At 37.9% G+C, this 16,783-nt stretch carries 12 protein-coding genes; 3 read left to right on the plus strand and 9 right to left on the minus strand.

The genetic code is table 11. The features are described 5' to 3' along the window. Positions 1–146: 146 nt before the first annotated feature. On the minus strand, positions 147–1,154 hold the full coding sequence (locus tag AN389_RS00560) for a zinc-binding alcohol dehydrogenase family protein (protein ID WP_055019000.1): 1,008 nt from the start codon (positions 1,152–1,154) through the stop codon (positions 147–149). Between the two features lie 205 nt (positions 1,155–1,359). Continuing rightward, positions 1,360–2,244 (minus strand): LysR family transcriptional regulator, encoded by an 885-nt coding sequence (locus AN389_RS00565; RefSeq protein ID WP_055019001.1) that lies wholly within the window; start codon positions 2,242–2,244, stop codon positions 1,360–1,362. A 111-nt stretch (positions 2,245–2,355) separates the two neighbouring features. On the opposite strand from AN389_RS00565, the gene AN389_RS00570 reads away from it, so the two are divergent. Beyond that, positions 2,356–3,081 carry an aspartate/glutamate racemase family protein gene (locus AN389_RS00570; protein ID WP_055019002.1) on the plus strand — a complete coding sequence of 242 codons (726 nt, stop codon included), beginning with the start codon at positions 2,356–2,358 and terminating at the stop codon, positions 3,079–3,081. Between the two features lie 28 nt (positions 3,082–3,109). Here the strand turns inward: AN389_RS00570 and AN389_RS00575 are convergent, their stop codons facing one another. Beyond that, entirely contained in the window at positions 3,110–4,360 is a 1,251-nt protein-coding gene (locus AN389_RS00575) for an NADH:flavin oxidoreductase/NADH oxidase family protein (RefSeq protein ID WP_055019163.1), read from the minus strand. An 86-nt stretch (positions 4,361–4,446) separates the two neighbouring features. Here AN389_RS00575 and AN389_RS00580 point away from each other — a divergent pair, with 86 nt between their 5' ends. Next, complete coding sequence (locus tag AN389_RS00580; RefSeq protein ID WP_055019003.1) at positions 4,447–4,851, plus strand: MerR family transcriptional regulator; 405 nt, start codon at positions 4,447–4,449, stop codon at positions 4,849–4,851. A 40-nt stretch (positions 4,852–4,891) separates the two neighbouring features. Here AN389_RS00580 and AN389_RS00585 read toward each other — a convergent pair whose 3' ends face one another. The 5 genes from AN389_RS00585 to AN389_RS00605 form a co-directional block, all read right to left on the minus strand. Next, positions 4,892–5,239, minus strand: coding sequence for a hypothetical protein (locus AN389_RS00585; RefSeq protein WP_055019004.1), 348 nt, complete (start codon positions 5,237–5,239; stop codon positions 4,892–4,894). A gap of 76 nt (positions 5,240–5,315) precedes the next feature. Further along, a complete protein-coding gene (rmuC, locus tag AN389_RS00590) occupies positions 5,316–6,782 on the minus strand; it encodes a DNA recombination protein RmuC (RefSeq protein ID WP_055017057.1) in 1,467 nt (488 codons plus the stop codon). Positions 6,783–7,553: 771 nt separating this feature from the next. Further along, a complete protein-coding gene (locus AN389_RS00595) occupies positions 7,554–10,697 on the minus strand; it encodes a DEAD/DEAH box helicase (protein ID WP_055019005.1) in 3,144 nt (1,047 codons plus the stop codon). 436 nt (positions 10,698–11,133) lie between these two features. Next, positions 11,134–12,096: a hypothetical protein gene (locus tag AN389_RS00600; RefSeq protein ID WP_055019006.1), complete on the minus strand. Its 963-nt coding sequence runs from the start codon at positions 12,094–12,096 to the stop codon at positions 11,134–11,136. Positions 12,097–12,111: 15 nt separating this feature from the next. Continuing rightward, a complete protein-coding gene (locus AN389_RS00605) occupies positions 12,112–13,350 on the minus strand; it encodes an AAA family ATPase (RefSeq protein WP_004586301.1) in 1,239 nt (412 codons plus the stop codon). 774 nt (positions 13,351–14,124) lie between these two features. Between AN389_RS00605 and AN389_RS00610 the strand changes: the two genes are divergently transcribed. Continuing rightward, on the plus strand, positions 14,125–15,339 hold the full coding sequence (locus tag AN389_RS00610; RefSeq protein ID WP_055013583.1) for a hypothetical protein: 1,215 nt from the start codon (positions 14,125–14,127) through the stop codon (positions 15,337–15,339). Positions 15,340–15,401: 62 nt separating this feature from the next. Here the strand turns inward: AN389_RS00610 and AN389_RS00615 are convergent, their stop codons facing one another. Next, complete coding sequence (locus AN389_RS00615) at positions 15,402–16,277, minus strand: DNA replication terminus site-binding protein (protein ID WP_055019007.1); 876 nt, start codon at positions 16,275–16,277, stop codon at positions 15,402–15,404. Positions 16,278–16,783 lie beyond the last annotated feature (506 nt).

Raw genomic sequence — 16,783 nt, forward strand, 5'->3', positions numbered from 1 at the left:
AACTAAACAGCGATTTTTTTGCCTTGCTATCAACACGTTTAGCCATCCTCAAAATAGATCACTTAATTATGCGGATTGGTATAACAGCCACAAAAAAGCCCCGTTTGGGGCCTGTATACTCAAAAAAACTTTATTAGCTAAAGGCCTTAAAAGCCTTCTAACACCACTTTACCTTTAGCGGTTTGCGATTCAAGGTACTGATGCGCTTTGCGTAAATTGGCTGCGTTAATTTTACCTAAGTGTTCACCTACGGTGGTTTTAATTTGCCCTTGGTCAATCATAGTGGCTACGTTATTTAAAATAATGTGTTGCTCTTGCATATCGTCGGTTTTAAATAACGAGCGAGTAAACATAAGCTCCCAATGTACCGACACGCTTTTGTTTTTAAAAGGCACAATATCAAGTGTTTCAGGGTCATCAATAAGTGCAAATTGACCTTGTGGTTTTACTATTTTTTCAATTTCAGGCAAGTGTTGCTCTGTATTGTTTAAGCTTACTACGTAATCCACTTCGCTTAAGTTTTTGGCTGCAAATTCTTCACTTAATGGATTGCGGTGATTAACAATCATATTGGCACCTAAATCTTCTAACCACGATATTGTTTCGGGGCGAGAGGCGCTGGCAATAATATTTAATTTAGTACGCTGCTTTAACAGCTGCACCATAATTGACCCCACACCACCGGCGGCTCCAATAACTAAAATGCTTTTAGAGTCATCGTTTTTAGCTACGTTTAAACGGTCAAACAATAATTCCCATGCAGTAATGCTGGTAAGTGGTAATGCAGCCGCTTCGCCATACGAAAGCGAACTTGGCATATGGCCAACAATGCGCTCGTCAACTAATTGAAACTGCGCGTTACTGCCTGAGCGCGTTATATCGCCTGCGTACCATACTTTGTCGCCTGGCTTAAATAACGAAACGTTTTCGCCAACCGATTTAACAATCCCAGTTGCATCCCAACCAATTACTTTATATTCGCCATTTGCTGCCGGCATTGCTTGGCGAATTTTAAAATCAACTGGGTTAACCGATACCGCTTTAACTTCAACTAAAATATCGTAGCCGTGTGCTGTTGGCGTTTCAAGTTCAATGTCTTGTAGTGATAGTTCGTTTTCGATAGGTAAACTTTTTTGATATCCAATTGCTTTCATGGGAGTTGCCTCGTTAGCTAGTTAATACTCTGTGTTGATTTCGCTATTTTGGCTTCACCAACGCTATTAAAAAAGAGACAAAACGCCCAATTATTATGGAAATAAAACTCCATAATTAAATAGGCAAATAAGTAAAATACAGATTCATATTGCTTTAAGCACGTTAAATTAATAACGCCTATTTAACTGTAACGGGGGTTTACAGTTAAGTTATATTAAGCTCGGTTAATTTATTCCACACACTTTCGCCACCGGGGTGCAAAGCCGCATGATACCTATACGCGTAGTAAGTTATAGGCACGCAGTGGTGCTCACTCCCTACAACTACAAGCGTATTATTTTTAAGTTCATTAGATATAACGTAGTCGGGCAGCCAAGCAATACCATTACCCGCAACAGCGTGTATTTTTAATAGCTCCGTCATGGATGAAACAAATACTTTTTTTAGCTTAGCACTGGATATAATTGGCTCTAATTGCCGGCCCATGTAGGAGTCGAGGCTGTAGGCTAAATGCGGTATAGGCGCAGCGCTTTCTAGGTTATACAGGGCTTTGCCCTGAATGTCACAAGCACTAACAGGTAATAACTTAGCATTCCCTATTTTTTGATGACTAAATGGCGGCAGTTTAAGGCGTTCGTTATCAAAGGCGATAAGTAAGTCGCATTCACCTTGCTCTAACGCTTCAGTGGCTTTATCTACGTCTATTGCCTCAAGGTTGAGTACTATATCTCGCTCATCTTGCGCTTGAAAATTAGCAAGTTTTAAGGTTAAAAAACTCGCTAAAGAATGGGCAGCCGCAACCTTTACAGAATAATTTTGCTGCACCGATAACTCCTCAAGCATGCTAACCGAGGTATTCATTTGGTTTATTAAATTACGCGCTGTTATATGAAATATTTTACCGCTTGGGGTAAGGGTAATAGGCAGATTTTCTCGATCGATTAACGCTGCGCCAAGCGTATCTTCAAGGGCTTTTATACGCCGACTAAATGCAGGCTGTGTAACATGCCTGAGCTTTGCCGCTTGCGAAAAGCTTTTTGTGTGCGAGAGCGTTAAAAAATCTTCTAACCATTTACTTTCAATATTCATAGCTGCTACTTAGTTATGCAAGTTATGCATGGGTGGTAAAATAATAGCATTATTCAAAGTAAATAAAACATTATAAATTAAGCCTATAGACTCAATAACTGGAATGTAATCATGCTCAGAACTCTTGGTGTACTAGGCGGAATGGGGCCCTTGGCTACCGCCTCATTTATGAATCAGGTAATTGCGCTATCTCCTGCTAAAAATGATCAAGAGCACATACCTATGTTTATAAGGAATATCCCACAAATTCCTGATCGAACAAAATTTTTAATGGGTATTGAAGATGAAAATCCATTTTTTGAGCTAAAAAAGGGCTTTAAAGAACTATCAAACTTAGGTGTAAGTTGTATTGTTATTCCGTGTAATACCGCGCATTATTGGTACGATGCACTCACTAAAAATGCCGATGTACACACTATTAGTATTGTAAAAAGTGTTATTAAAAAGGTTAAAGCTACTAATAAGCAAAAGGTGGGTATTCTAGCTACTACAGCCACACTAAATATGGGCATTTACCAAAATGCGTTTAAGCAGCACAAAATTGATTTTGTTGAACCAAACCCTCAACAACAAGCTGACATAATGGATGGCATAACCGCCGTAAAAGCGGGGGATTTAAATACAGGGCGTAACTTATTAAGCAAAGCTTACGATTTAATGCTTGCCCAAGGTGCAGATTGCGTATTGTTTGGCTGCACCGAAATACCGCTAGTACTAGATGAACAAGTTAATCAATCGCCAGATACCTGTTTAGATACCATCGCTATTTTAGCGCAAGAGTGCGTTAACTGGGCGTATACAAACGCCCACCAACCAACGCTCTCAAGTGTGGCATAGTAATGATAGGGTAAATACTAGGTGCAAGCTAATTAAGCTCTTTAGCAAAGCGTTTTCGGTAGCGCTTTGTAAGCTTTGCAGCACGTATTTGGTCGCTTATTATAGTAAAAATAGCCGAGGCATTTGCCTTAACGTGTTTACCTTCGCCAAGGCGACGAAGCTGCCTTTTTACCAGTGCCATAGTGGCAAGCCCAGCGAGTGTTTTGTCTTTAAAAGTAACCCGCGGCATAAGTGGGTTATGCATTGGCTGTGTTTGCCAACTATTAACTAAGTTTGGTTGAAATGCCAGTGCTGTTGCAATACCAACGAGCGCAACGCCTGAGCTAATAACTTTATTTGCCACCTCTAATCGGCTAATACCACCTGTGGTCATAATAGGTATGTTCGACTGCTCGCTAATTGCTTTAGCAAACTCTAAAAAGTATGCCTCACGCGCAAGTGATCGCTCATCGCCTGTTTGGCCTTGCATAGCTGGTGCTTCGTAGCTGCCGCCCGAAAGCTCTACAAAATCAACCTTTAGTGCACTTAGCATATCTACAACCGCTTGCGCGTCACTTGGCTCAAAACCGCCGCGCTGAAAATCAGCAGAGTTTAGCTTAACTGATACCGAAAACCGCTCGCTACAGTGTGCTTTAACGCTTTTGGTAATTTCGCGTAATAAGCGGGCACGGTTTTCAAGGCTACCGCCCCATTCGTCATTACGTTTATTAGTCAGAGGAGATAAAAACTGTGCCAGTAAATAGCCATGTGCAGCATGTATTTGTACACCATTAAACCCAGCTTTCTCAGCTTGTTGCGCCGTATGAGTAAATCGGGCGATAACATCATAAATTTCGCTTTTATCCATCGCTTTTGGCTGTGCAAAATAGTGCGAGTGTTTGCCCATATTAAGCGCGATATCAGAAGCACTAAGCGCTTTACCGCCCATTTTTTTAAACACTTGGCGGCCAGGGTGATTTATTTGCATGACAATTTTACAGTCATTTTGCTGTGCTAAACGTGAAAGTTCTGCAAAAGCTGTAATATCGGTTTTCTGTTCAAGTGCAAGGCCTCCAGGTCCTGTCATTGCAAGGTGGTCAACCATAACATTGCCGGTGATAATTAATCCGCAACCACCTTTAGCCCATTCGCTGTATAGATTTTTAAGCACTTGCGAAGGTGTTAAATCGGCTTCTGCGAGGTTTTCTTCCATAGCGGCTTTTACTACTCGGTTTTTAAGGGTTAAACCACTTGGTAAGGTAAAAGGGGTAAATACAGGGTGTTGTTTATTTTCAGGCATAATGTAAACCATAAATTGACATTACAGTCACTATAACCTTAAAGTCAGCTTTAAGGTCAACTGTCATTTTAGGCTAATAAACAACAATGAAAATAGGTGAACTTGCAAAACAAAGTGGTACAGCAGCCAGCACAATAAGGTATTACGAAAGCATAGGTTTGCTTCCAGCTGGTGTGCGTAGCAGCAATGGCTATCGCCAATACACGGCAAATAGTGTCGAGCAGCTCAAAATAATTAAGTTTGCACAAAGTTTAGGGTTTTCGCTTGAAGAGATCCCCTCCCTGCGTAAGCCTAATGAGGAGCTTGAACACAACGCCATTATTGAGCGCCTCAAGCAAAAACAACATGAGGCCAACGCACTAATAAAGCAGCTACAGCGTAAATCAGAGCGTATAGGTAGTTTAATTACCCTACTAGATACAAGCTGGTCTAATGGCGGGTGTATTGGCGATGAAAAAATCAATGAGTTATTAAATGAGTTGGAATATTAAAGCCGTAAGCGAGTACATGTGAGCTTTACTTGTGTTAGTTTTACGGCGCTTTACCATGAAAATTGATATAAAGCGTTTGTAAACTTTCCGGAACCAAGGGCCACCCAAGCGCAATAGTATGGGGGCTTGCGCCCCAAAATAATGTTTCTACGTAATATACGTCTATGTGTTCAATTACTTTTGCCTTAGCGTTTATTAGTTTTTCAGCCATGTAATTTAAATAACACAGGGCTTGCTCCGCATTACCAAGAGCAAAAGCCTGCGTTGTGGCTTTAGAAAATGCCTCCATTTTAAACGAGGTTTCATCTTCATCATATATACTCATTAACGCTTTAATTTCAGGGAATTGAATACTGATATCATCTAACAAATTAAAAATCGTTTTCATATTTTTTTACCGAGAGCTCAATTAATTGCAACCTAAGCAAAGAGAACCATAAACCTTTTGCATATAAAAAGTAGAGCTAATCCAGCTCTAATTGAGCTTTTTCTACGCTTTCGTTTGGTAGCTCTTTTTGAACCGATACACCTAGCTCTTTAAATTCAGATGCTTGTTTAATTAAGTTACCTTTACCACGGTAAAGCTGTGAAAAAGCTTTATCGTAACTTTCTTTTGCGCGGTCGAGTTGTTTTCCAACACCTTCCATACTTGTTAAAAAGCCATTGAGCTTGTTGTAAAAGCGTTCGGCACGATTTGCCAGCTCTTTAGAGTATTTAGTTTGCTCTTCAAAGCGCCACAGCTGTTTAACAATATTAAGGCTTGTAAGTAGGGTAGTTGGTGTAGCAACTAAAATATTTTTTTCGATGGCTTGCTGGTAAATATCGCTTTGATATTTAAGCGCCTCTACAAAGGCAGACTCAATAGGGACAAACATAATAACCACTTCAGGTGAGTTTATACCAGGGAGACGATCGTACGATTTACTGGCAAGCTCGTTAATACGTGCTGTAACAGCATGTACATGCTCTTTAATTGCTTGGCTAGCCTCTAATTCGTTTTCGGCGTTAACGTAGCGGGTATAAGCATTTAGCGAAGTTTTAGCATCAATCACTAAGTGGCGGCCCTGTGGTAAATACACTACTACGTCGGGGCGCAGTCGGCCGTCTTCGGTATTAAACGATACTTCGCGTTTGTAGTCCGTTCCCGCGCGCAGGCCTGCGCTGTCGAGTACGTTTTCGAGCATCAGTTCGCCCCAATTACCTTGGGTCTTTTTTTGCCCTTGTAAGGCATTACTGAGTTTATCGGCTTGCTCGGTAATAGCTTGGCTTTTGGCTTGTAAGTGCAGTAGTTCTGTTTTAAGAGCAGCCCGTTGCTTTAAATCTTCAACGTGAATCGATTCCATTTTATCTCTAAAACCTTTTAGCTCCCCTTGAACAGGTTTTAATAGTTGTTCAATGCTTTCTTGATTTAGCGTTTTAAAGCTTTGCGACTTTTCTTCTAAAATTTTATTAGCTAGGTTTTCAAACTCTTTTTTAAGCACACTTTTGCTTTGCTCTATTTGAGCAAGCTGCTCGGTAAAGTTTTGCTGCTTTTGTTCAAGCGTAGTGCGCATATTATTAAGCTCAATATCGCGCTGGTTAAATTGCTCTCGCAAAGCGGTTAGTTCGCCTTCGGCTTTACGCCAGAAGTGGTTGTATTGAACACTTTGTTTTTCTTGCTCACTAAAGCGAGTTTTAAAGTGCTGTGCTTCATCGCGCTGCTCTTGGTGTGATTGCTCAAGTAGCTCATGCTCGTCAAATAAAGCAGTGTATTGCTGCTGCTTGTTGTCGTACTGGTTTTGTAATAACGATAGCTGCTGCTGTTGTTCGCTAATTTGCTTTTTTAACTTGTTCCGAGAAGGTAGCGAAACAAGGCCATAGAGTACAAGCCCAGTTGTAATCCCTGCACCGGCGCTTAACCAATCAATATGCGTTATTAGCTGAGTAAACATAAAATAAACTTATAAAATTTAGAGACATGCCATCATAACGAATAAAACTTGTGGGGGGTAGAGGCTAATTTAAGACAGAAAAAAACCAGCTTAAAAGGAGCTGGCTCAATCATTACTAAAATTAGTAATTAAACGGGAAATCAACATGAAGCTTGTGATAACTGCAATTAATCAACAAGCAAAATAGTAGACGCCGTGTTTTAAATTTAGTTCAAACAATTTATAAAAAATGCAATTTAGGAGGCTAATGCGGGTATAAAAAAAGCCAGCTTAAAAGGAGCTGGCTCAATCATTACTAAAATTAGTAATTAAACGGGGTAAATCAACATGAAGCTTGTGTTAACTGCAATTAATCAACAAGCATAATAGTAGACGTCGCACATGAAATTAAGTTCACATAAAAATATAAATAATTTAAAAATTAAAATATGGGCATAAAAAAGCCAGCTTAAAAGAAGCTGGCTCAATCATTACTAAAATTAGTAACCAATCAGGGAAATCAACATGAAGCTTGTAATAACTGCAATTATTCAACAAGCACAATAGTAGACGCGTGTTTTTAAATTTAGTTCAAACAATTTATAAAAAAATACAATTTAAGGTCATATTTACAGGCATAAAAAAAGCCAGCTAAAAGGGCTGGCTTAATCATTACTAAAATTAGTAACCAAACAGGGAAATCAACATGAAGCTTGTAATAACTGCAATTATTAAACAAGCACTATAATAGACGCCGTTTAGTTAAATTAGTTCACATGCTAAGTGAAAAAATTAGCTTTTAATAAGTGATAACATTTGCTGCTCATCAAACGATGTGAAGCTCATTGATTTATCGGTAAATAATGCATCAACAAGCGCCTGCTTATCTTGCTGCATTTTAAATACCTTTTGCTCAATTGAATTACTCATAATTAATTTATATACAAATACTGGATTTGTTTGGCCAATACGATAAGCGCGATCGGTGGCCTGTTTTTCAACAGCAGGGTTCCACCATGGATCAAAGTGAATAACAGTATCGGCCTGGGTTAAGTTAAGCCCAGTACCGCCTGCTTTTAAACTGATTAAAAATACCGAGGTTTTGCCACTAGTAAACTCGTCAATTACTTTGTCGCGATGACGCGTTTGCCCAGTTAGCATACTAAAATTAATATGTATGTCGTTTAAACGCTCTGCAATTAAATCGAGCGCAGAGGTAAATTGGCTAAAAATAATTACTTTACGACCAAGTCTAAGCATTAACGGCAAATGCGTAGTTAGCCATTCTAATTTTGCTGAACCTGCTTGTGTTTCTGGCTCTATTAATTTTGGATGACAACAAATTTGCCTAAGCTTTAATAGCGCTTCTAAAAATGCGAGCTTACTTTTTTGTGCGCCTTGCTCAGCAAATAAGTCTATAAGCTTTTCTTCTAATGCGCGCGTAATACCTTGGTACATATCTTTTTGTTTGGGCTCAAACTCAAACTCTTTTAGCAGCTCTGTTTTTTGTGGGAGCTCTTGCGCTACCTGCGCTTTTGTACGGCGCAATATAAACGGCATAATAAGCGACTTTAGTTGCTCAGCGCGTTCTGAGTCGGCTTCGCGCTCAATAGGTGTTTGAAAGTGCTGTTTAAAGTGTGCCTGCGAGCCAAGTAATGAAGGCATGGCAAAGTCGAGTAACGATTTAAGCTCAAATAAATTATTTTCAATTGGCGTACCGCTTAAACACAACTTAAAGTCGGCATTTAAACGCTTAACTAAGCGCGAGACTTGTGCAGTATCGTTTTTAATATATTGCGCTTCATCTAAAATAATATTTTCAAAATAAAGTGGCGAGTAATAAGCAATATCACGTTTTAGTAATGGGTAAGTCGTTAAAATACATTGCGCTTGCGCTAAATGTTGTAAAGGCTCATTACGTTGCGAGCCAAAAATAGTGGTTACTTTAAGGCTTTTGGCAAATTTGGTTATTTCGTTTTGCCAATTACTTACCAAGCTAGTAGGGCACACTATAAGGGTCGGCCCCGCTTGCGGGCGATTAAAACTGCTGGCTAAAAAGGCAATAACTTGTAGCGTTTTACCAAGTCCCATGTCATCAGCAAGTATGCCGCCCAATTGGTGGCGTTTTAAAAAGCTAAGCCAATCAACACCTTGTTGCTGGTATTCACGTAGTGTTACTGAATCATTTAAACCGTGTAAGGGCACCACTGGCATTGCTTGCTCGGTGTTATTTAACTCATCAAGATAACGCTCAAGAGAGTCATCATGAAGGTCTATAGTGACTGCGGTATGCTTTACCAGCTCAGGCAAATAAGAAAGCGGGATATTAAATTCTTCGCGTGTTTTTACAAACTCAAAGCGTTGTTTAAATTCTGTTAGTAAATTAATCGCATCTTTACTAATAACACCAAATTGACGCCCAACAGGGTAGTAATAAAAGAGCTCACTTTGACGATTTAATGATTGATAAGTGGCATCATCAGTATTAAAAAGTGCACCGGCTTTGGCATCGCTTAATTGCACTTTACAGTGCATTTGGTGCCCTGCAGCACGGTTTACATCGAGTGTAACGTGTCCTTGAGGGTCGGCTACATTTACTTTGGTTTGAGTTACTTGCCAACCACGCTTTTTGAAGCCAGGAAATACTTCGTAAACAAGCCAATGTAAATGTATAAGTGATTGTTTATTAAATATAAACTCACTTTGTAAACCCCCTTTACAAAACTCAAAGCCTAAATTTACTAACTCATTTGTTACTGTGTTTTCAAATGCACTATTTATTAAACTCGATGGCGCTGTTCCCGCTGGATAATTTTTGTTTTTATATTTAAACAGTAGCGAGACTTTAAGGGCTTGCTCATCCATAGTGGCTTTTAAAACAGCATTACCAAGTTGCTTAACATTGACTTGTTCGTTATTCGGATGCGGTATAACACCGGCTCCAAAATTGTCTGCAAGTTGTTTATAAATACGATCAAAATTTGCATCATGTAGTGCAGGAATTGATTGTAAATGTGCTATTTCATCAGCACTAAGCTGCGTTCTGATCCGGCCAACTTTAAAGTGATCAAGATCTAAATAAGCAGGCGGCGTGGTTTTGATCAGTGCCCAATTTTTACTGTGTTCAAGCTCAGTAATTAATTGCGATAACTCGTTTTTTTGCTGCCATTTAAAGTTCAGCGACTGGCCTGTTTGGGCTTTAATAGCCACACGCGAACGCTGTAAAAACAATCGCTCAGTTGCAATTAATTGTTGTAAAGCGCTAAAGCCCCATTGTCCTTTTAGCTCTAAATTACCCACTGCATTTTGTGAGCGAATCCAACTAAATAGTCTGAAGTCACTTTCGAGCAAATCGTTAGGCGTTACAAAACTATTTAATTGTTGCTCCGTAAGATTACGGCCCAGCGTGTAATTATTATTTTTGTTGTAAGTAGCAATTTTTGGCGTTAAAAAAACTTTATTATTTTCAATGTCTAATACAAATAGAAGAACTTGCGAAGGATGTTTAGTATTTAAACTTTTAAGTGCTGACAGCTCACTAAACCAATCATTAATAAAGTAGTCTTCTCCGTATTCACCTGAGTGCTCTATTTTGAGTTTAAATAATACGGCAGCTAAGTGCCTACATTTGGTTTTAGCATTACAAGAGCAATGCGTATCTACAGAGTAACCAGTCGGTACTTTACTAATTTCAATACGTTGGTTAAATGCTGATCCGGTAGCGCTTTGTACAGTTGAGTCAATAACAGCAAAATCACTACTGAATTCTAGCCAACTAATTTGGCCGTTTTTATAATACTCTTTGCCTTTATCAAGCACGTTAGGCCTAAATAGCTTTTTTATAAAGCGCTCAGAAAGAGGAAACAAGGTTGCCTGCTCATTTTTTATTTCTTCAAAAATAGCCAGTAAATCATTTTTTGATAAGTTAGCAGACATGTCACTCTAAGTATTAAATTTTTAAAATAATTCTGCCAGTATATTCTTTAACTGCGCACAGCAAAAGCAATATTAACGTTATATAAACTGGTTGGAGCTGCTAGGTTAGTAAAAAATCGGTTTATACGTAGTTTGTAGTAATTTATCTGCCAAAATAAGAATAGGCAAACAGTAAGATCACAAGTTACAAACAACTTATTAACAACGCAGGGGCTTTACAGATCAGTTTTTTACTAACAAACTAAAATCCAGCATCAAATAGTCGCAAAAACTAAATTCAGTTGGTAAAAATGTGATCTTAAGAGCAGAAATGAGGGATTGATGGGTTATAAATAGCAAAAAAGATCAGGATTTTACTAAGTAAAAGGCCCGTTAGATCAGAATTTAACTAACCTAACAGGCTTTAAAGATCACTATTTTACTAAGTAGTAAGGTACTAATTAAACGCGCTTAAAAGCTTAGTAAGCTGTTCTAAGCGTTTGTCAGTTAACACTTTATTATCTATTTTAATAGATACGTCACCACTTTTTAAATTGCGCTGTACGTTTATAAAGTTGTTTTCAAACACAGCCTCACGTTTAGCAACCGCGCTAGGCTCGGTCGTTAAACGTTTAGTAATAGCCATTGCGCGTTTGTCGTCGCTTGTAATGGCCTTAATCTCATCATCGTTGTGCAATTCACTAACTAACGCGTTAAATGCCTGCTCATCTCGCTCCTTTGCACTAACAAGCTTTTTAGCTACTTCTCTACCTACATGGTTAGCCGTTGGGTAAAGTGAAATTACATCAGCCGGTATTTGCTCGTACGCTTTAATGGCATCTGCAATTGCGGTGTGCGATACACCTTCAATGGCAGCAATTTCACGATAAGAGCCTTTTTTACCTTGCTCAATAAGATCGTTTTTAGTTTGCTGGTAAGCTTGTCCGAGCTCCCATAGGCTCGGAGCTATGTACTGATCTGAAGATACAGCTAAAATTTTAGCGTCTTGCTCAGTAAAATCTGGAGAGCTTAATACTAAGTAGTCGGCATTACCCAAAATACAAGCTTTACGACGACGAGAACCTGCAAGTACTAAGTTAGTATTTCCCTGATCCCAAAGTAAAGCAGGGTGCTGATTTCGGCCATCTTCAGTAATAGCGGGTAAAATGTCAGAAACCGATTTTTCGTTTAAAAGTGCTTGAACACGGCGGTTTTTACCGTAAACCGTGGTGCTAGATTCTATATCTGCATGGGCTATAATTTTACACACTAAAGTAATTTCGCGTGTAGGGTCACTAGGCGCAGGCATTCTAATTACATCGCCAGCGTTTGCTTGCTCAAGTAATGCGTCGAGACTGCTATTGCCTACAGCAGTTGCAAATGGATCTAAGCGGGTGTCGTTTTTACGTTTTTTAGCCATTTTTATTTAACATCCTTACTTAGTGTTGTTAAGTGATGATTGGGTTGACTCCCAATTAGAACGAATAAGCATTTCTAATTCGTCTACAACATCTTTAATATTTTCTTGCGCGCGTAATAAAGACTCGCGACTTGCTAAACTATCCGATGCTTTTTGATCAAATATGGTATTAAAAGATGATGAACTAGCCGTAATTGCAGAGCTGTGGTTAATAGGGTAGCTCATTACTTGGCGGCCAAACGCACTGCGTACATCTTTAACAATATCGCGCTGTGAATGATTACCCTTAACGTAGTTGGTTACTAAAAACTGCATAAAGTCCCAACCTTCATGACCTAAAGCTGCAACAGTGTGGTAAATCTCGCCTAAACGCTTTAAGTATTTGTTGTTAGCATCAAAATCTACAGCTTCTGGATGAACAGGAATAAGCATTGCTGTAGAGGCCATTAAGGCGTTATAAAACATAAAGTTAAGAGTAGGAGCAGTATCAATTAAAATAATATCGAATTCATCTTTAACCGGCTCAATAACTTTCTCTAACAGTTTATGATAATGACGAGTTTGTTCGTAATTAGAGGTATCTTTTAAAAGCGTAGCGGTTTCATGCTCAAAGTAAAAGTCATCCATACCTGAGGGTAAAACACGGATATTTGGGATATGCGTAGTCACAAAAGCACTCGAGACAAACTCTGGCCATGTTTCGCCTTCATCTAAATCAATGCAATCACGCATTAAATCGCCTACCGTAACGGGGTCATGATCGTTTGATGGGAAAAAGCTTGAAGATGACCCTTGAGGATCTAAATCAATAATACCAATTCGGTAACGTTTAATATTAGTGGTAGCTAACGCTGCAGCAATATTAACCATACTCGTTGTTTTACCGCAGCCACCTTTGAGTGAATTAATAACAATAACTTGAAGCTTATCGTTAGCAGTACGGTGATCTGGCTGAATATCCATGATATCAGCCATAGCAAAAATATTAACTAAGGTGTACGCATAGTGGCCATTTGCACCACGCTTGATATTTAAATCATCAAAGTCACCATTATCATGACGACGTTTTAAGGTACGGTTATTACACCCTAGTAAATCAGCTGCTGCTTTTTGGGTATATGTTCTTAATTCTTTTTCTTCTGATTTAAGGTGAGCGCGATAATGTTGTATGCGTCCTTTTAGAGATTTTTCAGCAACTTCGGCTGTTGCTTTTAAAAGCCGGTAAGTACTTAGCGCATTATTATTGATAGACATACTTTCTTCCTCAAAGTTAGGCAGTTAGTATAATGTCCATTCAAATAGCTGTAAACAACTATTTATGACGACATGCATTTTAATAAGAAGACATCTAAAAATATTTTTACACCTTTAAGATTGCTTAGTATAAATAAAGAAGTTTAAAGGTGGTTAAATATATAAGGTAATAAAGGTTAAGGGTGTATAATAGTGGTGTAACTATATGATATTAATAAATAATGTAAAAAAAAGCAGATCACCTTTATACTTGGTTAAGATCAGATCTATATCTACATACAGATCAGCTTTTTACTAAGCCTGATTTAAATATTAAAGTTATACACAACTTACTCAAAAAGTTATGTACAAAATGACTGTGTGAGATCAAGTTTTTACTAAGTAAATTATAAAGTTATACACTTAATCTTGCGAAGAACGGCTCATCTAATTGGTATAGATCTGATCTGTAGTAAGTACAGATCAGATCTATGCTAACTCGAGTTGCTGTTATCCACAGCAGATATATGTTTTACGAATATTTGTCGTGTGAAAAGTTTAAAATTAGCGCTTTCAGTGGACAAAAATATAATTGAGTTAGTAAAACTTTAACTTGTGAAGCAAAGCTTAGTAAAATTGTGATCCAAATTTAAGGTTATCACTCGTAACTTAGTATAATAATGATCCAATACGTTTATTTAGTGATGGATCAATTTTATACTAACTTAAACATTTAACTTTTGTTGCTTAATGTGTTGTTATTAGCTGTCGCAATAAAAAATGGAAATCAGAACAATGAGCCGAAAGGTCAACATCTCGGTAGATAACTTGCCCGATACACTTAGGGGCCAAATACACGGGGTGGAAAGTGCTATAGATAATGAAAGCTTAGCACTATTTACAGATAACAAAGATGTGCGAATTTCTATCGAAAATGCCGCTCATGGGTTACGTGCTTATTCAAACACGTTTAACCACTATGATTTATGGGGGCGTTTTGTACGTTCTGGGCATAAAAAACTGCCATTAGAAGAAGCACCTAAAAAAACAATTGTTACGCGTAAAATATCCGAAAAAGTGGATGGTATTTTATATGACGGCGAAATAAAAATTACACCGGCTGTTGTAAGTACCCGTAAAGATGGTGAAGACGTAGAATATTTAGTATGGCCGTCAGATAGAGAAGAAAAAGTTGAACGTGCGTTAATTCGCTTGGCATCGAAAGGTAAAATTGTAAAAATCAATTTTAAGTCCGGTATTCAATATGCCGTGGTTTTTTCGATGAACGAATTAGCCCAAGAACTTAAAGCGGTTGGGCAATCAATGCCATATCCACAAATCAAAGAATCACTTGAAGCTCTTCAAGGTTCTAAGCTTTCATTTAAATACTCGGCTACTGATACTAAAAATACAGACATTGATGATTCTTTTTACGAGTCGAATATGAACTTTTTATCATCTCTTCATTTTAGTGGTAAAAAAGGCCAAGGCGGCAATGTTAAATGTGTTGCATGTTTAAATGCATTTGTTCATAACATGATTGACAACCTTGAATACAAAGGATATTACTTTAACAGTGCACAAGAACTAAAACGTGGTTTATCACGTTGGATGATGTTGCGTTTATACCACCTTTGGCGTTATGCCGCGCCTGGTAAAACGTATCACTTCAGATTGTTATCTATTATGGAAAAATACGGCTCAATTTATTCAACCGACGATATAACAGAAAACAAACTAAAAGCTTTACGCCGCGATATGACCACAACAATGAAAGACTTAATTGAAAAAGGGGCTATTTCGGAATACAGCATTACTAATGTAAAAGATGATAAAACCGGAAATATTATTGATTACACCTACGAAATGCATCCGTCTGATCAGTTTTGTGATGAGATACTCACGCTTAACAAGCAAAATAAGCGTATCGAGATTCAAGGCGGCAAACGAATTGTCGAAAACGCAGTTTTAATTGACGAAGATAAAATAGAAGAAATAGTCGAGAAATAACTTCAGTTAAAATAATAAGCTACTTACCAAAAAGGCCACACTATGTGGCCTTTTTAACATAATTATTTATCTACTTGTTCTAAGTAAAGTCTATCAACTAAAAAGTCATACTCTTTTTTTCTCGGATGAGATTCAGGTTTTTGATAATCTGGTAAGGTACCTAACTTAACGTCAGCCTGTGGATTAATTAAAATAAACGGCAATGCAGCACTTACATGATACCTATTTTCTGCGGTATACCTAACATTAACTTGGGGGCTTACTCGGGTAGGGCGGCGAATTCTTAACTTTTCTTTATCACCTAAACTCGCTACTCGCAATTGCTCTTGCGCAACAAGGGCTTGCCATTTTTGTTGGTCGATCATTCTTGGGTTTCTATAACCAGCAGATTTATCGAGCATTTCAAGCGCCATTTTTTTAGTTAGAGTTTTAGTTGCATGCTTATGCATCCACGTAAATCTCACTGAAAAAGGGGATTCACTTTGAAAATGAATTTTTCGATAGGCTGCAAGAGTGATTAAATTTGGCACCGCGTTATGAACGGCTTCAAATCGCGCATCATTATTATCGATGGCCAAAACACATTCTTTAAAAGCAGCCTTAGCTTTATTAACTTGTTTTATGCGGTTTGTTAATCCCATGACATCTGCATTTTTTAGAACCAAAAGACCAGGGTGGCGCTTTAATACTCTACTACTTAAACTTTCTTTTTTATAAATATCAGTAAACGAATTTAAAATTGCCCTATGAGCAATTTCACCGGTTAATTTTTTTACAAGAATTGACTCGGGAATAATATTTTCATCAACACTTGTTATATCTGGGAGCTGATAATATTCAGCCTTTGAATATTCACAGACACGTAATTCATCAATCAACAACGACGTTAACTCATTCATTAAATCAAACTGACTTCTTATTTGTACTTTAGAAACCATAATCACCTTAAGAACACATCTTACCTATCTATTTATTAAGTTTAACCTTTTCCTTTGGTAATTGATAGTTTATTTATAACGCTGTAGCTAAGTATGTATTTGTATTAATTAAAGTATGATGTGTTCTTCTGATGTTTCATTACGCTAATGAGATCCAAAATATAAGGAATTAGTGAACCCATGTTTGATCAATGTACTTGTTAATATTTAGCTAGATGAAGAAATTTGATTTAGCGCAGTTAATTGTCAGGGGGATATATGCTTATATATTATCAACCTTTGTGAAATGCTTTTAGCTTAAGGCCTGAAGTCAATTTTGATTGGGCAAGCAGTTACTGTATAGTAATTATGAGTGGTACTTTTAATAAAATACCAAGCTCCTGTTATGGGGAAGGCAGCTTTATGAAAATAAACTCTACTACAATTTAATATTAAAAATAGTCGATGTCTGTACAGATTATCTTTAGTAGCCTTAATTACAGTACTTACATTGTCTAGCAATCTGC

Source organism: Pseudoalteromonas sp. P1-7a (assembly GCF_001401855.1).
GTDB lineage: Bacteria > Pseudomonadota > Gammaproteobacteria > Enterobacterales > Alteromonadaceae > Pseudoalteromonas.